We start from the raw sequence: 26,088 nt of genomic DNA on the forward strand, positions 1-26,088 counted from the left end.
GCATGAGTGTGTTATTGAACGTCGAACAGTTGTCGATTCAAGCCGGTGAGCAAACCTTGGTTGAGCCGCTGTCATTTGAGCTTCATCGCGGTGAAGCGGTCACGATTTTGGGCGAAACCGGCTCGGGCAAAAGCCTGATGGCCAACGCCATTATCGGCACCTTGCCGGAAACGCTGATCATGCAGGGCGACGTGACGCTGTTTGGCGACGCGCAGCGCGACCTCAGCCACGACGCTCGCCAACAGTTGTGGGGCAAAAAGCTGGCCGTTTTGCCACAAGAGCCGTGGTACGCCCTGAGCCCGTTGATGGCAGTGGGCGAACAGGTGCGCGAAGTGCACGAGGTGGTCAATGGCGATCCCGCGCAAGCGCACACTTATACCCAAGCGGCATTTCAGGGCGTTGAACTGGGTGACGACATGGCGAAATTCCCGCATCAGTTATCCGGCGGGATGGCACAGCGCGTGGCCTATTTGTGCGCGACACAAGCCGGTGGTGAACTGCTGATTGCCGATGAGCCAACCAAAGGCCTGGACATCAGCCGCCGCGACCAAATCATCGCGCAGTTGCTGAGCCATAAACAGCGCGGTGCGGTGCTGACCATCACGCACGACATTGAAGTCGCGCAGCAATTGGGCGGCGAAATCATCGTGATGAAAAAAGGCGTGGTGCAAGAACGAGGGCCAGCACAACAAGTGCTGAGCGCGCCGCAATCGGACTACGCCAAAGCGCTGATCACCGCGGACCCACGTTTCTGGCCAAACGCATCGCTACCGACTGTTGGTCAGCCGGTGCTGCACGTGGAAAACCTGAGTATGAATTACGGCGATCGCACGCTGTTTGAGCAGCTCAATTTTTCCATTGCGCAGGGCGAAATTCTGGGCATCAGCGGAGACAGCGGATGTGGCAAATCCACGCTGGCGGACATTCTGGTCGGCCTCAAATGCGCCACCGGCGGCACGTTGCGGCACACCACACCGTTTGCGACAGGCGATGTGCTCAAGCTGTATCAGGATCCGCCAAGTGCGCTGCCGAAAAGTGCAACGCTGCACACGCTGCTGAGCGATTTGTGTCAACGCCACACCATCGACCCAACCCGCATTGAGCCGCTGATGACCAAGCTCAAATTGTCGATGCAGCTGCTGGGACGAAAAGTGACTCAAGTGTCCGGCGGCGAACTGCAACGCTTTGCAATTTTGCGCGCGTTGCTGATGAAACCCAAACTCTTGATTGCCGACGAGCCCACCTCACGCCTCGACCCCGTGACGGCCGCCAGCACATTGCAATTGATGACCACATTGACGCAGGAAATGGGCTGCGCGCTGGTGCTGATCAGCCACGACAAAGTAGCGCTGAGTAAAACCTGTCACCAGATCATTCGCCTCTAACCTGCCCGTTGCCGCTGATTCCTGCACGTTCAGCGGCAATGTCACACGAACCTAGCTCCGAGCGCCACACATCTGCTATCATCGACGCCTATAGTCGGGGAGCCACAAGGCTGAGATCGCCCCCACTGCCCAGCGGCAGCGGCGCGAGACCCGTAGAACCTGATTCAGTTAGCACTGACGTAGGGAACTATTTACGTTTCGCGATGCTCCCGCTTTGAAAAGTGGCACTATCACCAAGCGTATGGCTGCCAGCCCGGCAGCCGTTTAGCCACCAGCGGTTGACTTCCACTGCGCTAAACCGGTTCCTGATTGTCGGAGATTAGGAGCCCAAATGCCTCAATCAGACATTCAATGTAACACCCCTATCGTTCTCACTATTGCCGGCTCAGACAGCGGCGGCGGTGCGGGCATTCAAGCCGATATCAAAGCCATTTCTGCCACCGGTAGCTTTGCGTGCAGCGCGATCACCGCCATTACGTCGCAAAATACGCTCGGCGTGTCTGCCATTCTGCCCATTCCGATTGCTCACGTCGAAAGCCAGCTGGACGCCGTGTTCAGCGACCTCAATGTCGTCGCCGTCAAAATCGGCATGTTGGCTGACAGCGCCATCATCCAAGCGGTCGCGGGTAAACTGCGCCAGTATCAGCCTCAGTATGTGGTGCTCGATCCGGTCATGGTTGCCACCAGCGGTGATTTGCTACTGGAAACCGAGGCGATCAGCAGCCTCAAAAACGAGCTGCTGCCGCTGGCGACCGTGATCACCCCCAACTTGCCGGAAGCCGCCGCACTGACCGGCCTGCCGCTGGCCGAAAGCGAATCGGATCTGGCCGCGCAATTCGCTGCGCTGCGTACGCTGCCTTGCCAAGCGGTGCTGCTCAAAGGCGGTCATTTGGCGTCGGCCACCCATAGCGATGACTGGCTCATCCGCGCTGGCGATCACCACACTTTTCGCGCCGAGCGAGTTGCCACACGCAATACGCACGGCACCGGATGCACGCTCTCTTCGGCGATTGCTTCATATCTGGCCCAAGGCGTTGCACTGACTGACGCGATTCAATTAGCGAAAACCTACATTTCGCAAGCCATCGCCCATGCCGATGAACTGGATATTGGCCGCGGCCATGGCCCGGTTCACCATTTCTTTGCTTTGAATGCTCAACCAACTTCCGCCCAGGAGATCGCATGAATACACTATTGATCGCTGATACCTTCCGCACTCTGCGTGCCACCAAACCGCTGGTGGTGAATATCACCAACTATGTCGTGATGAATAACAGCGCCAACGCGTTGCTGGCTGCGGGCGCCTCCCCCATCATGGCGCATTCCCGTCAGGAAATGGACGAACTGATGCAGTTTGCCGGCGCGCTGGTGATCAACATTGGCACGTTAGATGAAATCTGGCTGGCACGCATGGAATACGCGATTGAAGCGGCCAACCGCAACCACAAACCCGTGGTGCTGGATCCGGTAGGCTGCGGCGCAAGTCGCCTGCGCACTGACGCATCGCGCAATTTGGCGGCCAAAGCCGATACGCTCATCATTCGCGCCAACGCATCGGAAGTGATGGCCATGGCCGGCGAAGCGGCACAAGGCCAAGGCGTCGACGCGCGCGATTCCAGCCACAGCGCCATTGCTGCCGCCAAAACCTTGGTGAATCGCTATCAAGCTAATGTAGTGATTTCCGGCCCGCAGGATTTCATCGTCACCGACTCGCACGTGTGCCAGCTCGGCAATGGTGACGCGCTGATGCCGCTGGTGACTGGCATGGGGTGTAGCCTGAGCGCGCTTACGGGTGCCTGTGCCGCTGCAGGCGATCTGACTGGCTTAACGGCCGCCGCAATCATGGGGGTGGCCGGTGAACTGGCTGCGCGCCGCGCCAAAGGCCCGGGTAGTCTGCAAATGGAACTGCTCGATGCGCTGTATCAACTCGATGAAGCAACGCTGCTGCAACTGCTGCGTTTTGAAGACGTCAGCGAGGCGATGGCATGACTCCCTACACACTCTATTTGGTCACCGATGATCAGCAAGATCTGGGCACCCTGTGCCATGTGGTGCAACAAGCGATCGCAGGCGGCGTTTCGCTGGTTCAGGTACGCGAAAAACAGGGCGACGTGCGGACCTTTATCGAACGCGCGGCGGCGGTGAAAGCGGTGCTGAGCGGCAGCGGCGTCCCCCTGATCATCAATGACCGCGTTGACGTGGCCTTGGCGGTGGATGCCGACGGCGTACATCTGGGTCAGAGCGACATGCCCGCCACGCTGGCGCGCCAGCTGCTCGGCCCAGATAAGCTGATTGGCCTGTCGGTCGAAAACGAGCAACAATTTGAACAAGCGCAGTCGCTTCCGGTCGATTATCTCGGGCTCAGTGCGATTTTCGCCACACCAACCAAAATCAATACCGTCAAGCATTGGGGGCTGGATGGTCTGAACTGGGCGATGGCGCGCAGCCGTTTGCCCATGGTGGCAATTGGCGGTTTGAATACCAGCAATATCGGGGCTGTCGCTCAAACAGGCGTGCAAGGTATCGCGTTGGTTTCAGCCATCAGTCACGCACGTGACCCACAACAGGCCGCTCACGATCTGCGTTTGCTGATCGAACAAAATCGCCCGGCTTCACTTGTTCGAAATTATTGAATGACCACAACAAGCTGCACGGCTGTTGACGCCTGTCCGAAAGGGCTAGACTTCCTATCAAGCCTGAGGGAGTGAGCGATTCCCTCCCCCAATATCAAGAACGATTTGGTCCGCCAAGTCGAAGGAGCAGAGCATGATCGAAGTAAGAAAAGCAGAGCAACGCGGCCGCGCAAACTTTGGCTGGTTGGATAGCAAGCACACCTTTTCATTTGGTAGCTACTACGATGCGAAGCACATGGGATTTTCAGAACTGCGCGTGATCAACGACGACAAAGTTACACCCAGTGCCGGCTTTGAAACCCACGGTCACCGCGACATGGAAATCATCAGCTATGTGCTCAGCGGTACTATCGCGCACAAAGACAGCGCTGGTAACGTCAAAACCTTGCCCGCGGGCGAGTTCCAGTTAATGTCCGCTGGTCGAGGTATTTACCACAGCGAGTTCAACGCCTCCGACACCGAGTCACTGAGCTTTCTGCAAATCTGGATTCAGCCGAACCGCTTTGGCGGTGAACCGGGTTATCAGCAAAAAGACTTTGGTCAACAACCGGGCCTGACCACCATCGCCACTCCAACTGGTGAAGATGGCACGTTGCACATCAAACAGGATGCGCGCTTATTGCAACTGATTTTGGAGCCCCATAGCACGCTGACTTACGACGTCCCCCAAGGTCGCCGCGTCTATGTGCACCAAATCGACAGCGCATTGAGCATCAACCAAGTCGAGCTGAATCCGGGTGATGGCGCAAAAATCGCTGACGAAAGCCAGCTTGTACTGCGCAACGACAGTGACTTGCCCGTGAAAGCCCTGGTGTTCGATTTACCATAAGTAAGTTCAAACCCTATAAACCGCAAGCCATCTGATACCGAAACGCCGCGTGATCGTTACGACGCGGCGTTTTTTATTGCTTCCGCTCCATTGCCCTCACGTTCAAACCACCTTCATCTCTCACAAACCTCCAATGTCTGCTTCATTTTGAAACCGGTTACGGAAACCGGTTCCATTTTAAAATTTACTGATCTAGAATGCGCTTAAATTGACTATGATTGATTCAGATTTGTTCATGGTTGGGGTCGGTGGATTCGCTGGCGCGACAACCTCATCAACACCAATAGAACACGGCACAAAGGGGTAACGAAATGTCACAACAAGGTTTTCCAAACGACTTTCTGTGGGGCGGCGCTGTCGCAGCGCATCAGGTTGAAGGCGGCTGGAACAAAGGCGGGAAAGGCATCAGCGTCGTTGACGTGCTGACCAAAGGCGCCCACGAAGTACCACGCGTGATCACCGAAAACGTGGAAGCGGACCAGTTTTATCCTAACCATGAAGCGGTGGATTTCTACGGTCACTACAAAGGCGATGTGGCGCTGTTTGCTGAAATGGGCTTTAAGTGCTTTCGTACTTCGATCGCCTGGACGCGTATCTTCCCGAACGGCGATGAAGAAACCCCTAATGAAGCGGGCCTGCAATTCTACGATGACCTGTTCGATGAACTGCTGAAATACGGCATCGAGCCGGTGATCACCCTGTCGCACTTTGAAATGCCGAACCATTTGGTCAAGCAATACGGCAGTTGGCAAAACCGTCAGGTGATGGATTTCTTCGTCAAATTCAGCCAAACCGTGATGCAGCGTTACCAGCACAAAGTGAAATACTGGATCACCTTCAATGAGATCAATAATCAGCGTAACTGGAAACTGCCGATTTGGGGATATTGTAACTCGGGCATGATCTACGCCGACCATGAACATCCGGAACAAGTGATGTACCAAGTGCTGCATCACCAATTTCTGGCCAGCGCCAAAGTGGTCAAACTGGGCCATGAGATCAACCCGGACTTTAAGATCGGCAGCATGATCCACATGATGCCGCTCTACCCGGCGACCTGCCGTCCGGAAGACATGTTGCTGGCGCAAGAGTTGATGCGTGAGAAATACCTGTTCAGCGACGTTCAAGTGCGCGGTTACTACCCAAGCTACCTGCTGAAAGAGTGGCAACGCAAAGGCATTCAGGTGGAGATGCAAGACGGCGATGATCAGATTCTGCGTGACGGCTGCGCTGATTATCTGGCCATCAGTTACTACATGACCAACATCGTTTCCGCGCAAAAAGATGAGGAAGGAGAAACCACCTCGCTGTTTGAAGGTAGCCGTTTGAACCCCTATCTGCCTGCGTCGGACTGGGGCTGGCAGATTGACCCGGATGGCCTGCGCTTTGCGTTGTCTGAGCTGTACGAGCGTTACCAAAAACCGATCTTCATCGTCGAAAATGGCCTTGGTGCCGTCGATCAGGTGGAGTCCGATGGCACCATCAACGATGACTACCGCATCAACTACCTGAGCGCGCACATTCAGGCGGTGAAACAAGCGATCAGTTACGATGGTGTCGAGGTAATGGGTTACACCCCTTGGGGCTGTATCGACTGCGTCTCGTTCACCACCGGCGAATACAAAAAACGTTACGGGTTCATTTATGTGAACCGCCATGATGATGGAAGCGGTGACATGGCGCGTTCGAAGAAGAAGAGTTTTTTCTGGTATCAGAACGTGATCGCTACCAACGGCGAAAGCCTGTAACCCGGCTGGCCAGCAGATAACTGTTTCAATCTGCTGGTGAAGTTCGCTAAACTCGCCACCCGGCCAGAGAATTTTGCTCTCGCCGGATGGTTTAATTAAGGAGCAGCGATGGCCACAATCAATGATGTATGTAAAGCCGCAGGTGTATCGAAAGCGACAGTGTCACGTGTTTTGAACGGCAGTGGGCAGGTGAAAGAAGCCACCCGTCAGGTCGTGATGAAAGCGATGAGCGATCTGGGCTATCAGCCCAATGCACTGGCACAAGCGCTGGCCACCAATACTTCTCACTCCATTGGTCTCATCCTGCCACAATTTCAAAGCAGCTATTTCGGTAGCGTGCTGCATCACGCCGAACAGGGCGCACAGCAGGCGGGCAAAAAGCTGTTGGTGGTCAACAGCAAAGATACCGCAGACGGTGAACGAGAAGCCGTCGCGACGCTGACCAATCAACGCTGCGACGCCATCATGCTCTACAGCCGTCATCTGTCACAGGATGACCTCGATCAGCTGCAACACTCCATTGCTGTCCCTTTGGTGGTGATCAACCGCCAACTCTCTATCGATTCTGTTCCCAGTTTTGGCCTTGATCAGTGCCAGTTGGCGACCATTGCCATGCAGCATCTGCTGGATTTGGGCCATCAACGCATCGCATGTATCACCTCGCCACTGCAAAGTGAAACGGGTCGACTACGTTTTGGCGTCTACCAGGAGATGCTCACTCAACACCAGATTGAATATCAAAACGAATGGGTGGCCGAAGGCAACAATACGCTGGAGCGCGGTTATCAGGCGGCGCAAGAATTGCTGGTGCATGGCTGCACGTTTAGCGCCATTTTTGCTTGTAACGATGACATGGCGATCGGTGCGATTCGCGCGCTGCACGATGCGGGCTTGTCGGTGCCACACGATGTGTCGGTGATTGGGATTGATAATGAACCAGCCGCCGCCTATGCCATTCCGAGCCTGTCGACCGTCTCTCTGCCGATCACCAAACTGACTCAGGACTCGGTTGCACTGACGATTGCTCTCGCCAACAAACAGCAACAGGCACCGCAGCATCAGACCTACTGCGGCGAATTGGTGAGACGCGAGTCAACCCGCGCGGTAAAGTGAGTGAGTTAAGAATTTAAGAATAAATCGAAGCGAGCGCCCTGCTCGCTTCTTTGTTTTCCGTCAGGATGACGCATGGCATTGCGCCAGCGTGATGACGCGCTGTTCATCCCAGAGATAATGCACTTCAAACACCCATGCGCTGCCGGCCAGTTCCGCCGCGCGCTGCACCAATTGCAGCGTCAATCGCCCATTCGCTTCATCCCATATCAGCAAACGCGAATCGTGAAACTCAAGGTATTGCCCCACGCGCGGATACAGCGCTTTGAATAAGCTCTCTTTGGCCGAAAACAGCGTGGTGACGCACTGCGCGGCATTGAGAGATACCCGGGCCAAAATGGCCGCTTCCTGCGCAGTCGCAATCGTGCTTTGAATGGCGGGCAGTGAACGGTCATCAATCCGGCTTTCCACATCCACGCCAAGCAGCAACGCGTCAACGCCACTGTCGACCCGCTGCGCTACCGCCAGCGCGAGGTTTTCGTTGTGTGAAATCGAGCCCACCACTCCTTGCGGCCACCGCGGCGCGCGATGTTTCCCCACTGCCAGCATCTGCGGCGTAGCACCAACCGCTTGCAACGCGTCACACGCAGCAACCCGACCCGCGATAAATTCCGCTTGGCGTTTTGCCACCGCGCGCTGTAGATCCTCTGGCAACGTTAATCCATACGGCATGCCCCCATGTGGCAACGACTGTTGAGGGAAATAACGCGCCACCTCAAACTGACGCAAATGCAACGTATACCCGCCCAACTCACGTTGCATCGGCGCGCTGAGAAAGGACTCATTCATGCCGTGTGCGTCCCCGCGGAATCACCAGCGGCGTGTGGCTGACCGGGTCCTCAATGATCACGCTTTCCAGGCCAAACACGTCACGCACTAGGTCAGCATTGATCAGTTCACTCGGATTGCCTTCCGCGATGATCTTGCCATGTGCCATGGCAATCATGTGGTCGGCATAACGACACGCCTGATTGAGGTCGTGCAGTACCGCGATCAGCGTGTGACCGCTGGTGAGGTTGAGATCGCGGAACAGTTCCAGCAACTCAATCTGATGAGCGATGTCGAGATACGTCGTCGGCTCATCGAGCAGCAGCAGCGGTGTTTGCTGCGCAAGCACCATCGCAATCCACACCCGCTGACGTTGACCGCCCGAAAGTTCATCCACTTGGCGTTCGGCCAACGCGTCAATGCCCGTCACCTGCATGGCCAAGCGCACCGCGCGTTCATCGTCGAGGCTCCATTGGCGAAACAGTTCCTGATGCGGATAACGCCCGCGCGCCACCAAATCGACCACGCGAATGCCATCGGGCGCCGTGGCGCTTTGCGGCAACAGCCCTAACTGGCGCGCCAGCGCTTTGGTCGGTAGCCCATGAATGTCGTGCCCATCGAGGCAGACCTGCCCTGCTTTGGGTTTGAGTAAGCGGCACAGCGTGCGCAGCAAGGTGGATTTTCCGCAGCCATTGGGGCCAACGATGACGGTAAACTTACCATCGGGAATACGTACATCAATGCCATCAAACACAGTATGCCCTTCGTAGCCTAATCGCAGGTTACTGCCCGTCAGGCGCGCTTCAACTTCGGTGTTCATGCGTGTTCCCTTGTCATCCATTCACTGTTAAGCATTGACCAGTTCGCACAGTAAGGTTTGTTCGGCGTTTGGCTCGGCAAAACGTGCCAACATGCGTTGCGTGGTTTCGGTCAGGGTTTTTACCTGCGTATCGCCATATTGATCGCTGCGATAACTCATCAATACACGCACTCGGTCTTCACCACCAACGCGCTCTTCCATCACTTCAAATTGCAGCCCAAGAGCCGACTCACTTTTCTCCGGGTCGACCTGCTCAAAGCGCACCGCCTGCTGCGAGCTCATCAGTTCGCCGTGCAGTTTGTTTTTGGCATGCAGTTGAATCATCACCTCAAACAGATGATGTTTGTCGGTTCGCTCGCCAAGCAACGCATCTTCAACCCAATCAATCGGTACATCGGAATAATCCAACGATTCGTTGATGGTGTTTTTCACTTGTGCGATGAGCTCTGCCACCGACTCGGCGCGATCAAAATGCACCACATGCATCGCCAGCGTGGTGAAATAGCCCACGGTATCGAAGAATTCCGCATCCAGACGCCCGGAGGCCGGTGTGCCGACAATCAGTTGACTTGGCGCGCCCAGTTTTTTCAGCGCCAGCGAAATCGCCGCATACACCACGTTAAACAGCGACGCGCCCTGCTGACGTGCGAGCTGATTGAGCCCCAATGCCACGTTGGTATCGAGTTTAAATTCCACCCAGCCGCCGGCATCGGACGGCTCGGCATCCGGCTGATTTTGCAACTCTGGCAGCAGCGGTGCATCCAGCGGCACGCCCTCAAACTGCTTCAGCCAGTAGGCTAAATGCGACTCATCAAAGCCCCGCTCATGTTGGCGGGCGGCGTATTCACTAAACGGCAGCGGCTGTGCGCGCCCCTGCGGCGTGGCTCCTGATGCGCGAGCCTGATACGCCTCACGCAAATCATCCATCAGCACGTTCACCGACCACTCATCCAACACCACGTGATGGAACAAGAACGACAGATATTGCAGCGCCGAATTTGGATCGCGCACAAAGCGCAGCCTGACGGGCAGCTCACGGCTCAAATCAAAGACATGGGATGCTTCCTGATTCAGCGCGGTTTGTCGATCCACCGGCCCCGTCTCTTCCGAGCGCCAGAACCAGCGATACTGGCTGAGTTCAGCTTCCGGCACCACGTGTTGCTCAACGGTGTCGCCCTCAATCACAAAGCGAGTCCGCAGCACCGAATGACGACGCATCACATCTTCAAATGCCAGACCAAACAGCGTTTCATCCACCGGGTCTAAAAAGCGCAGCGCAAACGGAATGTTAAACAGTTCGTTGTAACCAAAGGCCGCGTACGCTTTCCACAACGATGCCTGCGCAAACGACAGCGGCGCGTGATGGCGCATCGGTTGCACCTCATTTTGCACTTGAACAGGAAACGAGTGGCTGTGCGAAATCGCGTGTTCTGCCAATCCCCACGCCGTCGGCTGGCTGAACAGATCGTTAATGTGCACTTCGACCTGATGCTCGGTTTTAAGTTGACCAATCACGCGCGTGGCGATCAGCGAGTGGCCACCGAAATCAAAGAAATCATCATGAATCGAGAAGTTGGCTCTGTTGAGTGCAGCGCCAAATGCTTCGGCGATCAACGCCGCAATGCGTTCACGTTCGCCGCGCTGCGGAGTGAGCTCATTCACCACCGATTCCGTTGGTGTCGTCGTTACGGCAATATTGATGTCATGGCCGAGCGAAGCGGTAAACTGCTCCAGCAGCCAACCGGCGATATAAGGCGAGAGACGCTCGCCAGTGGTCAGTTCCAGCAGCAGCTTGTTGTCGCAGCTGATTCCCAGTGCCAGTACCAGGTCAAAATCGCAATGCAGCGGCGCCAGACGTACGGTTTCCGTCTGTACTTTTCCCAAGCGCAGATGCACGGCCGGATCGACGCTCCAGGTCACCAAGATCGCCAAATCATCGGGGTTGGTGAGGCTGCTCGCATGCGAATCTGCGCGTCGCCATTGTTGGGTCACCTCATCCAACAAGGCCGCTTGATGCGGATGACCCGCATTGATGGCCAAGCGCAATAAACCGCTTTGCACTGCGCTGCCGTTGAGTTCATGATGGCGCTGAACCACCTGTTTGGGCGCAAACGCCGTTTGCTGCGTTTTACCACTCAGGCGAGCGATGAAGCGGGCGAACTCGGTGACGGCCGCGCACAGCATCACGCCGTGATCAAGGCTTGCCTGCGCCCCTTTATGTTCGCTCAGTTGCGTTAATGCATGCACTGGCAGCGATACACGCACTTTTTCTGCGCGGCGCTGGATGGTTTTGATTCGTTCGCTGCCCAACCATTCGATGCTGCTGCGCGCTGAACTCTCTCCGGCTGCGAGCCATAAGTAGGCCGAATTTAATGGTTGCTCGCGCGAATAGAGCGGATACGCCAACGACAACTCAGTTTGATGTGACTGCGTCCAAGCCTCGGCATTGAGTTCGCCCTGATAAAAACTGCTCAGTGAGCTAAGCAGCGTTTGCCAGTTGATGTTGTGCGCGAGAATACGGTGGTGACGAGCGGCCAGAATCAGTTCATCGCCAAGCAGTAAGCGAAATTGCATCGGCGGTTCGAAGGCTAAATCGATGCGTTCGTTTTGCCAGTTAAGCAAATGCTGCACCGCTTCGGTTCGGTCAGCGACCTGCACCAACTCCACTCGCTGGCCGGGCGACGTCGAGAACAACTTGATCAGCTCAAACTCATCATTGAGCTGGTAACGCACATTCAGGTCTGGCAGTGATTGCAACATCGACTCCAGCGCTTCAAGCAACAGAGAAAGATGCACGTCGCCACTCAAACGAAACGCACTCAGCCATTGATGCGAACTGTCGCCACACTGCTCATGGTGCAGCCACACCTGCTGCTCAAATTCACTGAGCTGGTCCGGCTGTGCGGCGCTGTCTGCCGGGCGCTGAGGCGCAAAAGAATGGTATTCACTCATGATTCGTTCCTTGTGACTGAGAGTGGTCATCGGTTGGGGATTCAAGGGCGCGCTGAACCAGTGCAATCCACTCATTCAATGTCGGTCGAGATGCCAGAGGAAGATAGCCGATATAGCTGCCGCACTCGGCGCTGAAACGTTCGCTCAGGCGCAGGATCAGCAGTGAATGCAGGCCCATTTCGTAGAGGTTGGTGTCAAAATTGAAGGCATGAGAAGGCAGCGCGAGCGCTTGGGTCACTTCGTTGATCACCAGTTGTTTTGCATCGACCATTGTTGAGCTCCGTGGGTGTTAGCAAAGATTCTCTGGTGCGCGGTTGCCAACTACGGTTTCACTCGCCAGAGGGTGAAAATAGCGGTGCCCGCTACCGGGCACCGGGGGACATCAGAAGTCCAGTTGTAGAGAAACACCCACCAGACGTGGTTGCTGGGTCACAGCGGTATACACATCGTTGTCGGTGATCATGGTTGGTTGCGTCGAGTTGAACAGGTTGGTCGCAAACAGCGTTGCACGGCCCATGCTGAAGTTGTAAGCCAGCTGCACGTTGGTGATCCAATCTGCATCGATTTTACCCATCTCATCGTTGTCGTAGTACGAGTAGTAGGTATCGGTGTAGTTAACCGTCGTACTGAACACGAAATCGTTGAAGAAGGTGTAATCCGCACCAAAGTTCATGCTGTAAGACGGCGCACGTGGCAGTTCATTGCCTTCGTATTCACTATCGCTGAACTTGTTGATCTTGGTTTTCAGCAAGCCCACCGCTGCCGACAGTTCCAGATCCGAGATTGGCAACCAGCGTGAACTGAATTCGGCACCGTAAGTCTGGGCTTTCTCGGCGTTGATGATTTTGGTGGTACGCGCACTGATGTAGAACGGCAGTTGCAGATCATCGTAATCGTTGTAGAAGAAGTTCGATGTCAGCTCGACTTTGCCATCCAGCAGGCGGTGGCGCGTGTACATCTCGTAACTCCACACATACTCTTCATCGTAGGTATATGCTGTGTAAGGGGTATCAAAGGTCATACCCGCGCCGCCCGCGTTGTAGCCTTTGGCGACCATCACACCGACCGTGTGGTCGCGATTAAGCTTCCACGCCACATCCGCTTTTGGCAGGAACACGTTGTAGGTTTCGTCAAAATCGACTTCCACCGTTGAACTGCCGCCCTTACGGGTGCGGTGTTCGCTTTCCAGGCGTCCGGCGAGCGTCAAATCAACCGCTGGCAATACCGCGTAAGTGACTTCCGCAAATGCTGAACCGGTTTCGGTTTTGTCGTCAAACGTGCTGCCGCCAAACAGGTAAACATATTCGTCTTGCGAGGAGTGGTAGTAACGCAAGCCCGCTAAACCGCGCCACTGCTCATCGTTAGTGGCAAAGTGCACCACTGGTTCAACATGGAATTCCGCACCATCAATATTGGCGTAAGGCAAAGTGGTGGCCGTGCGGCGGTTGATGGTGAAATCGGTGTAGGCAATTTGGTTTTCAAAGCGCAAATTGCCTGCGGTTTGATATTCAAAATCCCAGATACCGCTTGTATTTTTAGTTTCGAATACCGGGCGACGTTCATCGTAACGCGCACTTTGATGTTCAGCAGACGGGATCAACGCTTCGTTTTGCGGCGCTTTGCTGTCGAAATGGTTCAGAGTCAGCTTGGTGGAGAGACCGGGCAGCGCAGAAGGCTCGTACAGCAACTTACCGCGTGCAGTGATGGTTTCGACGTCACGCGGGTCACCAACCGGATCGTACGATGGCATGTCCACGAAGCTTTCACGAGTTTGGCGGTCAATCGACAGACGGAACGCGAGTTCATTGTCGATGATCGGGCCAGACACTACAGCCGCGGTTTGAGAGTAACCCTGCTCACCATACGAACCGCGAATGGAACTTTCCCACTGATAGGTTGGATCTTTCGATTGCAGCACCACAGCGCCTGCCATGGCGTTACGGCCCTGAATATAACTTTGCGGACCGCGATACACTTCAACCTGTTGCAAATCCCACAGCGATTGCGGGCCAAACGCCAGTTCATTGTAAGTCAGCGAGCGGCCATCAAGAGACACGTTCAAACGTGGACGCGTGCCGTTGAGGAAAGCGTTCGCGCCGCGCGCCGCGCCAGAACCGTCAATACCGCGAATCGCCGGCACATCGTTGCCGACACCCACATCGACAATGTTCGGTGTGTTTTGCAGCAGGTCGGTCACGTCGGTGGCATTGGGCATCGAGTCGATTTTGCTTTCATCATACACTTCGACGCTGGCACTGGTTTCCTGCATCGAACGCGCCACTTTCTCACCATACACAGTGATGGTGGAAACCGCTGAAGGTTGGGTCGCGTTGGTGTCTTCAGCCAGCGCCAAAGGGGCGTGGCACAGGCTCATGATCATGCCCGACAAAATGCAAACCTTTGTATTGAGAGTTGTAGACGGTTTGTTTTGTCGGACAAGGTGTGATGCTGTCATTTTTTTCTCCTTTCGTCAGCATAAACGTCACACACTCACGTCGTGTTTGCAGATCAGGTTTAAGCCCACTGCGAGGAGAAAAAGCCTGCAAGTCAGCGACGTGGATTGTTCTGTTTGACTACATTCCAAACCAAACAGGGAGCCTACTTTAGAACTGAGAAACTCAAATGTAAAGGATTCTCATTTACATTTGATAATAATTTTCATTATTTTGTTACTTATCACCTAATCAAGAAGAGTAACCCTATAAATAAGTTAATTATCAATAATATAGTTTAATTGCGTTAACCTCTGTGAATGAACGTCACGCAACAAATCATCACAGTTTTGGTGAACGTGTGAGCAGCCAGATCAGGTACAAACCACCGACAATACCGGTCATGCGACCAATCGGCAGTGTCAGATTAAGCGGTTGCAGTTGCGTGATGAGATCCGCCACCACCATCAGTAGCGCGCCCATCACCGCCGAGCCATACACTGGCAATTGTGAAGTACGTAACAAGCGGCTGATCAACTGCGGCGCGGCCAAGGCGATAAATGCAATCGGCCCTGCTGACCCCGTCGCAATCGCCGCCAAAATTACCGCCGCCAACAACATCACCAAGCGCACCCGCTCAACACGAATGCCCAACTGCGTCGCCAGATCGTCGCCCATTTCCATCAGGGAAAGCTGCCTTGCCAACAACATGATCAACGGCACCAAGACGATGACGCCGACCATGACCGGAATGGCGTGCGACCACGTACGCGCATGCAGCGATCCCGCCAGCCAGAGATTGGCGGTAACTGCGTTGTCGATGTTGCCTTTGACCAACATCAACCCATTGAGCGCACTGAGCACCGCACCAATGCCGATCCCGGTCAGGATCAAACGATAACCGCCGACCACGCCAGCTTTGCGCGACAGCAAATACACCATCACAGCGGTGACAATCCCACCGAGGATCGCCGCCAGTGCCACCTGCACCGGCCCTTGCTCAAACAGCACAATCTGCGCAATCGCGCCAGTCGCCGCGCCAGTGGTAAAACCAATCACATCTGGCGACCCCAGCGCATTGCGCGACACCGATTGGAAAATGCCGCCCGAAACACCGAGAGCCGCCCCCACAAACACCGCGGTGACAATGCGCGGCAGACGAATATTCCAAACGATTCGTTCCTGCACCGCACTGCCCTGCCCACTGAGTACTTGCCATAAGTCCGGCATCGAGATGGGGTAGCGACCAATCGTGAGTGCGTAGGCAGCAAGGCCTATCACCAACACCGTCAGCAGCAATAACCACCCCATCGACGCCGCCGAATAGCGCAGCGACCAGCCGCCACGACGCCAGACTTGATACACCGGTTGAGAACAACGATTCATAACTGCGCGATCTTCCATTTTCGAACCAACACCACAAAGAATGGCCCACCAATCAGCGCCACCATAATGCCCACACTGATTTCATCCGGATAACCGATCACACGGCCAAGTATATCCGCCACCACGGTGAGTAACGCCGCGATCAGCATTGAATATGGCAGCAACCAACGGTGATCCGGGCCAACCAGAAAACGCGCCAGATGCGGCGCCGTTAACCCCACAAAACTGAGCGGCCCAGCGGCCGAAGTCGCCGCGCCTGAAAGCACCACAATCACACTGGAAGCCAGAAGCCACACTCGCTGCGGATTGGCACCCAGCGCTTCCCCCAAATCTTGTCCCAACGACACGGTATTCAGCGCTTGGCGCAGCGCCATGGACAGTGCCAGTCCGAACGCCACCAGCAGAGTGACCGGCCACAACACATCGTATCCGCGGCCTTGCAATGACCCGACCGCCCAGTGACGAAACTGGTTAAACACCTCTTGATCGCTGTTGACGGTGATGATGTGCGTGAGCGCGAGTAACACCACCGACAGCGCCGAACCAGCGAGCACCACGCGCACCGGATTGATGCCGCGACGCAACCCCGCCAGCAGATACACCGCGCCACCAGCGATGGTGGCACCAATCAAGCCAAACCACATGTAACCAAACACATCGGTGATGCCAAATAGCGCAATCGCACTGACGATCGCCACCGTCGCACCCGCGTTTACCCCAAGAATGCCCGGGTCCGCCAATGGGTTACGCGTCAGCGCCTGCATCATCGCCCCCGCCACACCCAGCGCGCCGCCCACGACCACCGCCAGCAGCGTGCGGGGCACGCGCAAATAGTGCACAAGCAGATGCTCGCTCTCGGTCGGGTCAAAGGCGGTGAGCGCTTGCCAGGTCACCTCAGGCGCCACAAAACGCGTGCCGATAAACACACTCAAAGAGGCGCAGCCAAGCAACGCCAACAGCAAAACCACAATGCCCCATATTTTGGCTCGATCGTGGCGGCTCAGGTTCATTCGATCAGCGGCACAGGTGATCATGGTGCAACGGGCGCTGCAAAGCGCGCGCGAATACCGTCCACAATTTCGTGCGCGCTGAAATAATCAATGCGAAACGAATTCGCCCCCAAACCATACACCTGACCGGTTTTTACCGATGGCAAATTGGCGAGCACCGGATCATTTAAAAACTGCGGCACTTTGGCATCGGTGGCGTTAAATAAGAATGTGGTCGGCGCGGTCAATTCGGTCAGATGTTCGTAGTGAGCGCGGACAAAATCGTTGAGTCGGCTCGGCCCAGTTTGCCAAGCGGGATTGGGGCCTTCGATATCAAAACCGAGTGATTTCAGCAGCATGCCGTGTGAGCCGTGTGGCGTGGCGATGGGGTTGGTGACCCCAGGGCCGTTGTAACTGATGATGTTCGCCTGCCCTTTCGGGAGCGTCAGTGCCGCGCGAGTTTGCGCGATGTAATCATCAAACTGAGCAATTTTAGTGGCCACTTTCTGCTCAATTCCCACCACTTCGCCGATTTTTTCTGCGAGTTGTTGCCAGTTTTGGCCGCCGTAATCAAGCACCACCGTCGGTGCGATTTGGCGCAGCTCATTCAACTGACCGAGCGCAGAATCCGCACCGCCCAGCGACACGATGATCAAATCCGGTTCAAACGCATACGCCATTTCCAGATCCACACTGCCCGCCGGCCAGAGACGTTCAACTCCGCGCTGCTCGGCAACCGCGCGCCACTGCGCAAAGTAGTCGCCACTGGTCGTGGTGGCACTGGCAATCACAGGTGCATCGACCGCCAATAGAGTGCCGGTGATGGACACGGAGGTGGAAAGAATACGTTTCGCGGGCGCGTTCAAGGTTGTGGTGGAACCGTCAGCATTGAGGAACGTGCGCGGCCAACCTTGCGCCTGTACGGCGCCACTGACGAGGAGCGTGAACAAAAATAATTTTCTAATGATATTTATTATCATTGTGATTCTCATTACATTAATAGACTTCAATATCGCGTAAAAAGACGTTTATACCTGAAATTTATGGGAATTTTCACAGAGCGAGGTGATGGCTCTGACTAAGGGAATCTTTCACACGAGACCGACATGCGAGTGCGCAATCCGGTTCCGACACACATGAGTGAGCCCTCATGCTACACACAAGTTCCCCATAAGTTCAAGAAGTGAGCGTGAAAAACGCCACGCATGATCCGCTGCATCACACTGAGTGGCATTGGATTGAGTAATCTGGCCCCAGCGCGATCCATTCGCAACAACAGCCCAATTTAGAAGGACCCGTGATGAGTTCCCCCCAACCTTTGTGCATTGGCATGGCCTTGGCCATCAGTTGGCTCACCAAGAACGGCTGGCGCCGCGACGACAGCGGTGTCGAGCGCATGTATGACACCGATGTGTATGTCGAGCTGGCCCAACGCGCCGAACGCGCCAAGCTGGATTTCCTGTTTCGCCCCGACACCCTGTTTCTTGCGACGCACGCTGTCGCCACTGAACCCGGTTTTAGCAGCTTAGATCCCATGGTGCTGCTGGCCACGTTGGCGCGTGAAACCACCCACATCGGTTTGGTTTCAACTGCGTCCACTACCTTCAATCCACCTTATGTGGTGGCGCGTCAGTTGCAATCGCTCAACTGGGTGACCCAAGGACGTGCCGGTTGGAACATCGTCACTGCGATTGACGGCCAGCAGAACTTTGGCCAGCAGACCATGTTGCCATCCGAAGCACGCTACCAGAAAGCGCGCGAGTTTACCGACGTGGTGCTTAAGCTGTGGGACAGCTACCCCAGCAGCGCCATCAAAGCCGATAAACAAAGTGGCCAGTACGCGGACATTGACCAGATTCAGCCCATTGCCCATCACGGTGACTACTTCGACGTACAAGGGCCTCTCAATGTGCCCAAGCGCCCCGGCGGCGACATACCGCTATTTCAAGCCGGCGCGTCTGAATCCGGGCGCCAATTTGCCGCCAGTATCGCCGATGCGATTTTTGCCGCCACGCCCGATATCGATGCTGGCGTTGAGCTGCGCAATGATCTGCGTCGCCGCGCGTTGGCACATGGTCGCCCCGCCAATGCGGTGAAAGTGCTGCCGGGGTTGTCTCTCTATCTGGCCCATACGCGGAAAGAAGCGCAGGCGCTGCACCGTGAGACGCACGCCAATATCGGTAGCGAGCGCAAGTTTGCCTACGTCAAAGAAGCGCTCGGCCTTGACCTCAGCCAGTTCGCCCCTGAGCAGCGCATCACGCCCGATATGCTAGCCCACCCCGAATATCAAGTGCGCAGCCAAACCCATTCCAACTTGTTACGCCGTTTGATTGAGCGCGAATCGCCCACCGTGGCCACGCTGCTCGAGCGCCCGGAAGTGATTGGGTCTGCACACTGGATTGTGATTGGCACGGTTGATGATGCGTTTAACGCCATCGTAGAACGCGTGAGCGCAGGCGCGGCGGATGGTTTTATTGCCGTTCCCGGCGGTTCATGGCAATCGGTCGATCTGTTCTTTGATGAACTGATACCACGATTATCGCAAGCCGGACTGTTTCGTTCCGACTACCAAGGGCGCACATTGCGCGATCACTTAGGGCTGTGATTGGGTCAAATTTTGACATTGATGCAAATGATAATAATTGCCATTATCAAAAATAACGCTAAACTTATTTGCGTGAGTGGCTGTTCTTTCGCCTCCCTAGAATCCTGAAAGAACAGGCGCTCACGCAAACTCCTCTTGAAAAGGCACAAGCTTCGCGGCTTGCGCCTTTTTCTTATCACAACAATAATTCAAGGCTTTTTACATGTCAGTTACTGGTTCGGCTCTTCATTGGATGCCCCTTACTCTGCCCCAGCTCGATTTCTGGGAAGAATTTTCCCTTCACCCGGATGAGCCTCTCTCGACCGTCGCTCACTACATTGAACTCAAAGGCACGGTGAATGAAGCGGCGCTGTGCCGCGCCATTGCACAAACCGCGCAAGAAACCGATGTACTGGCGCTGCGTTTTCGACTCGATGACGACGGCAAAACACCGTTGCAAGCCCACGATCCAGCGCGCATACCGCAGGTGGAGATCAAAGATCTGCGCGGCAGTTCGCAGCCACTGGCGGATGCTAAAGCGCTCATGGATGGCGATGTGAACGCGCGCCTCAACCTGCTGCGCGATCCGCTGTCAGCGCAATGGCTGATCAAACTGAGTGACAACCATTACCTGTGGTACATTCGCGCCCATCACATCGTGATGGATGGCTTTGGCATGACGCTGTTTGAGCAGCGCTGCGCCACACTGTATCAGCACTATTTGGAGCGCACCGATGCGGGCAAACCGTTTAACGCGTTCGTCAGTTTCTTGGATGAAGAGCAGAGCTATCAAGCCAGTACGCGCTATCAACAAGACAAAGCGTTCTGGCGCGATTATCTGTCGAACCCAGCGCAACTGACCGTCCTCAACAAGGAGGATGATTACGGCGATGAAACGCTGCACGTTGCCCATGAACTGACGCCCGCCATGAGCCACGACATTCGCCAGTTGGCGCACCAAGTCACCATGGGCTGGCCGGATTTATTGGTGACGTTGTCAGGTCTTTACATGCATCGCTATTTGGCCGACGCGTACTTGGACCAAGGCAACGCAATGCCGTTGTGGATCCCGTTTATGAGCCGCTGGGGCAGCGTGGGCGCCTACATGCCTGCCCTGCTGGTCAACATTCTGCCGTTGTATGTGCAGGTAGAGGAGAACACATCGCTGCGTGATTACCTGACGCAGACCGGCAAAACCCTGCGCCAACTCTACGCGCGCGGCCGCTATCGTGTGGAGCAGATTGCCCGCGATCAGGGCGTGACGGAAAACAGCCGTTACTTCTTTTCGCCTTTTGTCAATGTGCTGCCGTTCGATCCGCCGCAATTTGCTGGCTGCCAGGTCAAACATCATGTCATCACCAGCGGACCGGCCGACGGGTTTAACCTCACCTTCCGTGGTCAAACCAATGCCGATGGCTTGGTGCTGAGCTTGGATGCCGATTCTGCCGCGCATCCGCATGACGAGTTTGATCAGCACGCGCAGCGCGTGATGACCTTCATGCAGCAGGTGTTGGACGAGCGCTACCTCGACCAGCCGATTTCCGCGTTGTATGACGCAATTGACCACGCCTAAGCCCTAAGCTCCTAAGCTCCTAAGCTCCTAAGCTCCTGAGCAAAAAGATTCGCGAACACATTCGCCAAAACATCGTCAAAAAAAGCCGCTTCAATGAGCGGCTTTTTATTTCGACAGGGCGAAGTCATGACGTTGAATTACCGAACAGCACGTCAACTCAGTTCGAGCAGTTTCGACACCTGGCCGGCGTTCTTGCAGCTCAGGAGCTGGCGCGGCTGCACCGATTTACCAAAGGTTTGGCTGAGTTTCTCCGCCACGGCTTTCACGTGGGATGGCATCAAGCCAGCCTGAATAAACTCAGCATGTTCCGTTAGTGACGCGGCGCGCTCCCCCAGCACCTGCTGATAAACATCAACGATGGATTGCCAAGGCACCGTTTTTTCTGGCGTCAGCGAAGTGGTTTGAGACTCGCGGGAAGACCCGAATGGCGCCGCTACGTTAGCTGCCACAGTGCGCGGCGATTCATTCGCGGCCGTGAGCATGGCCAAGAGCGCGCGTTTGTCTTTCTTCCCATTGGCAGAGAGCGGAAAGCGCTCCAATGGCACAAAACGCTGCGGCAGGTGCGATGCGGGCAGCCGCTGCCCCACGATGTCACGCCACTGCGCCGCATTTTTCACAGCGCCGTCAACAGAGACATAAAACAGCGCCAAGCCAACATCGCCGGTGATCGGATCGTTAAAATCAATCACCGCTAAATCTTGCACGTTCGCGACATTCATCAGCACTTTCTCCACATCAGGCAGCGAGATGCGTACGCCGCGCACTTTGACGTAACCGTTGATCCGCCCAGCGAAGATGAGGCGCCCATCGTCGCGATAGTAGCCCAGATCACCAGTTTTAAAGGCGCGAACTCGCTCACCGTGTGACGTCTCGATGGCAATGAAATCGGTTTGAACCACTTCGCCATCAACCAGATACCCCAGCGACAGGTTCATGCCCGCCGTGACGATGCGCCCCACCACGCCTTGCGGGCAGTGTTGGTGCTGCTCATTCACCACGTAATATTGCGTGCCCGGCAGCGGCGTGCCGTAAGGAATCACCGCGCCATCCTCAGCTTCAAGCTCATGCCAGATGCTCCAGATGGTGGTTTCCGTCGGCCCGCCAAGCGAGAACAAGCGTGCGTTAGGCAGACGCTCGCGCAGCGTCTGAATGGTCTGCGGTTTGATGTAATCGCCGCCCTGCGCAATCAAGCGCATCGATTGCCCCTGCGAAGTAGACTGGCAGGCCAGCAGCATCTCCAAAATGGCGGGCACCGAACACCACAGCGTGACGCCGTGCCGTTCGACCAAGGTGTTCCAGTGCAGCGCATCCTTTTCAGCCTCAGGTTCCGGAATGACCAAGGCAGCGCCCGCACACAACGATCCCAGCAGGTCAAACACCGACATGTCGTGATGCAGCGGCGTCACCGAGAGCATGACGTCGCGCTCATTCACCTGCCACGCCACTAAAGTGTGATGCAGCACATTGGCGGTCGCGTGGTTGTTAAGCACCACACACTTGGGCTGCCCCGTCGTGCCAGAGGTATAGAGGTAATAAGCGGGCGCCTCACTGTGACTGCGCGCGCGCAGCACCTCTTGGCTTGGTAAGCGCGCCGCTTTCAGCGCTGGCTGCAGCAGCTCACGCATCGCGACACAATGCGGGTGTTCAACATTTTCCACATCGTCGCTGGCCACAATCACCAGCGCTGGCTGGCAGTGCGACAGCAGATACGTTTTGCGCTCCGGCGGACTGGCGGCATCAATCGGCACCCAAATAACGCCCGATAGCGCGCAGCTCAGTGTTGCGATGACATGTGCTGCGCTGCGAGGCAGGCAAATCGCCACCACGTCGCCGGCTTTAACGCCGCGCGCCTGCAGATGCGCCATCATGTTGGCGACCTGCTCTCCCAGTTGCTGATAGCTCCAGCGCTGCTCACCGCAGAAAAGCGCAGTGCGCTGACTCGGCGTGTCCCACAGGCGCTCCGCCAGCGTGGTCAAAAACGGCGCCGTCCCGTCATCCGAGTCTTCGGTGTTGCGGTGATAGTGGCTTAAATCCAGCGCTTCGCGGCTCACCCACTGCAAACTCTGGCGTTCAATCATGCTCTGCGCCGCTCGCTTGCAACTGGTCAACCACGCGGCCACCTGCGCATGACTCAGTGCTTGCGTGACGTAATCAGCGCTGATGACCAGATTTTTATGTGCGTCGTAAGCAAGGCGAATATCGAGCGCGATCTGCGGCGTTTGGGTCAGCCCATCATGCTGCTGCAACGTATTGTCGGCTCGCAGCGTTTCCCACCCCAATCCATTGGTGATCACCACGGGCAGCGGCATGGTGCGCGCTGGTAACTGGCTCATCAATTGGCGGTTAAGTTCAATGCCCGAAAACGCCAGATGCGCCATGCCTTCGGCTACATCGCGTTGCACACGCCGCGCTTGCGTAGCGAAGTCCGCTTCATCCAGCGCGTAGGTCAGCGCAATAAAGCTGGAGCGATTGGTCAACTCTCCGGCCAGCGGGGGCGGCGCAACCGGCAAACCGATGCACAAAGGCGTACCCGGACACCAGTTCGCGAGCGTGTGCATGGCCAGCGTTGTCAACACGCTGTTCGGAAACAGTCGTTCACTTGCCGCCAATTTCAGCAGCGCGCGCGTTTCGTCGCGGCTCAGCGTGACGCTTTCTCGCGCGTAACGCGGTTGGTAAAGGGTATGAAGCGGCGCTTGCCACGGCAGCGCCATCGGTTCGGTCACACTAGACAACTTCTCGCGCCAGTAGGCTTGCGCCATTTCGCGCGCGTTGGCTTTTTGCTGCTGAGTGACGTTTTGTTGAGTGATGTGTTGTTGAGAAAGAGGCTTTGCTGGCACCTCGCTTGCGGCACCACACGCAAGGGGCGTGGCGACGGGCTTGGGTTGATTTTCCAGCAAGCGAGCCAATAGATAAGCGATGGAATGGCCATCGGAAATCAGCGCATCAAAACTGGTGAGTACGATATGGCGAAAAGCGTCAGCGGCCAGCGTGTCCGGTTCAGCTTCGGGTAGCGACACTAACCAGATTTTCCACGGTGAGCGCGCTAAATCATGCCGACTGTGCGAGACCTGCTCGATCAGTGCCTCCGCTTGGCTTAATGCCTGCGCCCGACTCTGGTCACGCAGGTCGTAATGCTGCCAGTTGACGATTCGCTCATCACTCACCCATTGCGTGAGCGTAATGTCGTCGATGCGAGTGCGCAGCACGGGCAGTGTGTCCACCAGTTCCACCAAACGCGCGTGCAACTGATCAGCATCGACGGTCCCGCGATAAACACGAAAATCCTGCATCGCCACGCCACCCAAAGGTAAGTGCTCACTGCGCCCAACCAGATACGCCTGTTGCAATCCGTTCAGTGGTGTTTGGTGAGGGCGTTGCGCGCTGCTGGACGCACTTGTCGTCTCAATACTTGTCGCCTTAATAGTGCATGGTTGCAACACACGTTCGGGGCGCTCAGCCAACTCACTCAACAGCGCTACATAACGGGTGAACAGAGACTGATAGAATTCGCGCGGCACACTGTCCGTGCGCACATCCCAGTTGATCAGAACGCCGCGCTTGTAAGGCACAATCTGCGCGTCCAGCAGCACATGCGCGCCCTGAGAACAGGCCCATACCATGTCGCCCAGCGTGTCGTGCACCCGCTGAGAATAGAGATCGCCGCCGATGTCCCAGCCCGAGGTGAACACCACTGGCGAGGTTTGCAGAGAGCCCTGCTGGCGCGACAGATCGCGCATGACATTAACGCCGCTGTAATGACGATGCTCCAAGCACGCCATCAACTGATGTTGGGTTTGTTCAAACAGCGTTAAAAGTGGTACGTTCGGCGCACAATTAGCGCTAAATAGCGTTAAATTAGCAAAATCTCCCACCGTATCGTCAAAGCCTTGCGGGCGATAAAACAGCGGCACGTTGATACGAAACGCTGGCTGTTTAAGGGCATCCGCCAACAGCGCATTGAACGCACCGAGCGACACAGCGCTCAGGCTGAGGTGATGTTGGGCGGCCAACGCTTCGAGTTGCGCGCGCTGCTGAGCCGACAGTTCAAACGCCAAGCGCTCAGTATGCACAGCAGCCGAATCTGGATTAACGGGATCACGCTCGGGCAACTTGGGCGCAGGCGCAATCGTGCTTTGCAGCGCTCGCCAGTAACGGCGATCGCGCGCTGCTAATGCCTGCTGCGCAGAGGTCGTCATTTGACGTTGAAACTCAGCAAATGGCGCACTGCGGGCATCACTCAGTTCACCATGATAAGCCGCAACCAGCGCTTCTATCATCAGACGAAAACTTTGCGCATCGGCGGCAATCATGTCGACATCCACATGCAAACGAAAGCGATCGTCAGATAACTGAGTTAAAACAAACTCTGCACCTTGCCCTTGATTCAATGCCAACTTTTGATGGGTTTTCTGCTCACGCATGACCCTAAGTCTTTTATCGCTATCCGCAGCGTCGAGCGCGCGCCAATCCAGCACCTGCAATGCGTGAAATTCGTTGAGTTCACCGACGGACCATTGGCCGTCCTCGCTGACCGTGACGCGCAGCATCTCATGGCGAGCAAAGAGCGTGTGAACCGCGGCGGCCAGTCGCGTTTCATCGATTCCCTTCCCTTCAAATTCGATATACAAATGGGCCGCATCGCCAGCCCTTGGTGTGGTGGATTGCCTGCCTACCCAATAGGCCGCCTGTAACGTTGTCATCTCGTGCATGATGTTTTCAACACGCCTCTTGTTGTGTTTTGATTATTTGTTAGTCACCATTATTGTTACAATTAAATACACATAATGACAATAATTATCATTTACAACAACCAGCATTGGCATCACTGCACGCCTACAAAGGTTATTAAAATCATTGTGTTAAAAATTCGTTATTTGGC

Annotated in this window: 18 protein-coding genes and 1 riboswitch; of the genes, 9 read left to right on the top strand and 9 right to left on the bottom strand. The window is 55.8% G+C overall.

From position 1 onward, the window contains the following. Nucleotides 1-2 precede the first annotated feature (2 nt). The 7 genes from JIG40_RS03830 (at nucleotide 3) to JIG40_RS03860 (ending at nucleotide 7,708) form a co-directional block, all read left to right on the top strand. Nucleotides 3-1,385, top strand: coding sequence for an ATP-binding cassette domain-containing protein (locus JIG40_RS03830; protein WP_199464787.1), 1,383 nt, complete (start codon nucleotides 3-5; stop codon nucleotides 1,383-1,385). Between the two features lie 85 nt (nucleotides 1,386-1,470). Next, nucleotides 1,471-1,588, top strand: a riboswitch (TPP riboswitch). Nucleotides 1,589-1,716: 128 nt separating this feature from the next. Then, a complete protein-coding gene (gene thiD, locus JIG40_RS03835; RefSeq protein WP_199464788.1) occupies nucleotides 1,717-2,571 on the top strand; it encodes a bifunctional hydroxymethylpyrimidine kinase/phosphomethylpyrimidine kinase in 855 nt (284 codons plus the stop codon). Beyond that, on the top strand, nucleotides 2,568-3,374 hold the full coding sequence (gene thiM / locus JIG40_RS03840) for a hydroxyethylthiazole kinase (protein WP_199464789.1): 807 nt from the start codon (nucleotides 2,568-2,570) through the stop codon (nucleotides 3,372-3,374). Before thiD ends, thiM begins: the two co-directional genes overlap by 4 nt. Further along, the gene (thiE, locus tag JIG40_RS03845) at nucleotides 3,371-4,018 is read left to right on the top strand and encodes a thiamine phosphate synthase (RefSeq protein ID WP_199464790.1); all 648 of its coding nucleotides are present in this window, start codon (nucleotides 3,371-3,373) and stop codon (nucleotides 4,016-4,018) included. The genes thiM and thiE overlap by 4 nt, the downstream gene beginning before the upstream one ends. A 133-nt stretch (nucleotides 4,019-4,151) precedes the next feature. Next, nucleotides 4,152-4,847 (top strand): pirin family protein, encoded by a 696-nt coding sequence (locus tag JIG40_RS03850; protein ID WP_014204808.1) that lies wholly within the window; start codon nucleotides 4,152-4,154, stop codon nucleotides 4,845-4,847. A gap of 311 nt (nucleotides 4,848-5,158) precedes the next feature. Beyond that, nucleotides 5,159-6,595, top strand: coding sequence for a 6-phospho-beta-glucosidase (locus tag JIG40_RS03855; RefSeq protein ID WP_199464791.1), 1,437 nt, complete (start codon nucleotides 5,159-5,161; stop codon nucleotides 6,593-6,595). Between the two features lie 108 nt (nucleotides 6,596-6,703). Further along, nucleotides 6,704-7,708 carry a LacI family DNA-binding transcriptional regulator gene (locus JIG40_RS03860; RefSeq protein ID WP_199464792.1) on the top strand — a complete coding sequence of 335 codons (1,005 nt, stop codon included), beginning with the start codon at nucleotides 6,704-6,706 and terminating at the stop codon, nucleotides 7,706-7,708. A gap of 60 nt (nucleotides 7,709-7,768) precedes the next feature. Here JIG40_RS03860 and JIG40_RS03865 read toward each other — a convergent pair whose 3' ends face one another. The 8 genes from JIG40_RS03865 to fepB form a co-directional block, all read right to left on the bottom strand. Beyond that, complete coding sequence (locus JIG40_RS03865) at nucleotides 7,769-8,494, bottom strand: 4'-phosphopantetheinyl transferase superfamily protein (RefSeq protein WP_199464793.1); 726 nt, start codon at nucleotides 8,492-8,494, stop codon at nucleotides 7,769-7,771. Further along, nucleotides 8,487-9,293 (bottom strand): ABC transporter ATP-binding protein, encoded by an 807-nt coding sequence (locus JIG40_RS03870; RefSeq protein ID WP_244662628.1) that lies wholly within the window; start codon nucleotides 9,291-9,293, stop codon nucleotides 8,487-8,489. The genes JIG40_RS03865 and JIG40_RS03870 overlap by 8 nt, the downstream gene beginning before the upstream one ends. Before the next feature lie 27 nt (nucleotides 9,294-9,320). Then, on the bottom strand, nucleotides 9,321-12,245 hold the full coding sequence (locus JIG40_RS03875; protein ID WP_199464794.1) for a condensation domain-containing protein: 2,925 nt from the start codon (nucleotides 12,243-12,245) through the stop codon (nucleotides 9,321-9,323). Next, the gene (locus JIG40_RS03880) at nucleotides 12,238-12,516 is read right to left on the bottom strand and encodes a phosphopantetheine-binding protein (protein ID WP_199464795.1); all 279 of its coding nucleotides are present in this window, start codon (nucleotides 12,514-12,516) and stop codon (nucleotides 12,238-12,240) included. Before JIG40_RS03880 ends, JIG40_RS03875 begins: the two co-directional genes overlap by 8 nt. A gap of 111 nt (nucleotides 12,517-12,627) precedes the next feature. Continuing rightward, nucleotides 12,628-14,700 carry a TonB-dependent receptor gene (locus JIG40_RS03885; RefSeq protein WP_233275353.1) on the bottom strand — a complete coding sequence of 691 codons (2,073 nt, stop codon included), beginning with the start codon at nucleotides 14,698-14,700 and terminating at the stop codon, nucleotides 12,628-12,630. A gap of 319 nt (nucleotides 14,701-15,019) precedes the next feature. Further along, complete coding sequence (locus JIG40_RS03890; RefSeq protein ID WP_199464796.1) at nucleotides 15,020-16,063, bottom strand: iron chelate uptake ABC transporter family permease subunit; 1,044 nt, start codon at nucleotides 16,061-16,063, stop codon at nucleotides 15,020-15,022. Then, the gene (locus tag JIG40_RS03895; protein ID WP_199464797.1) at nucleotides 16,060-17,097 is read right to left on the bottom strand and encodes an iron ABC transporter permease; all 1,038 of its coding nucleotides are present in this window, start codon (nucleotides 17,095-17,097) and stop codon (nucleotides 16,060-16,062) included. Before JIG40_RS03895 ends, JIG40_RS03890 begins: the two co-directional genes overlap by 4 nt. Then, entirely contained in the window at nucleotides 17,094-18,062 is a 969-nt protein-coding gene (gene fepB, locus JIG40_RS03900; protein ID WP_199464798.1) for a Fe2+-enterobactin ABC transporter substrate-binding protein, read from the bottom strand. Before fepB ends, JIG40_RS03895 begins: the two co-directional genes overlap by 4 nt. Before the next feature lie 290 nt (nucleotides 18,063-18,352). Between fepB and JIG40_RS03905 the strand changes: the two genes are divergently transcribed. After that, nucleotides 18,353-19,657: an NtaA/DmoA family FMN-dependent monooxygenase gene (locus JIG40_RS03905; RefSeq protein WP_199464799.1), complete on the top strand. Its 1,305-nt coding sequence runs from the start codon at nucleotides 18,353-18,355 to the stop codon at nucleotides 19,655-19,657. 202 nt (nucleotides 19,658-19,859) lie between these two features. After that, complete coding sequence (locus JIG40_RS03910) at nucleotides 19,860-21,209, top strand: condensation domain-containing protein (protein WP_244662629.1); 1,350 nt, start codon at nucleotides 19,860-19,862, stop codon at nucleotides 21,207-21,209. 152 nt (nucleotides 21,210-21,361) lie between these two features. Here the strand turns inward: JIG40_RS03910 and JIG40_RS03915 are convergent, their stop codons facing one another. Beyond that, nucleotides 21,362-25,918: an amino acid adenylation domain-containing protein gene (locus JIG40_RS03915; RefSeq protein ID WP_199464800.1), complete on the bottom strand. Its 4,557-nt coding sequence runs from the start codon at nucleotides 25,916-25,918 to the stop codon at nucleotides 21,362-21,364. Nucleotides 25,919-26,088 lie beyond the last annotated feature (170 nt).

The sequence above is a fragment of the Vibrio sp. bablab_jr001 genome, from assembly GCF_016464285.1.
Classification (GTDB): Bacteria; Pseudomonadota; Gammaproteobacteria; order Enterobacterales; family Vibrionaceae; genus Vibrio; species Vibrio fluvialis.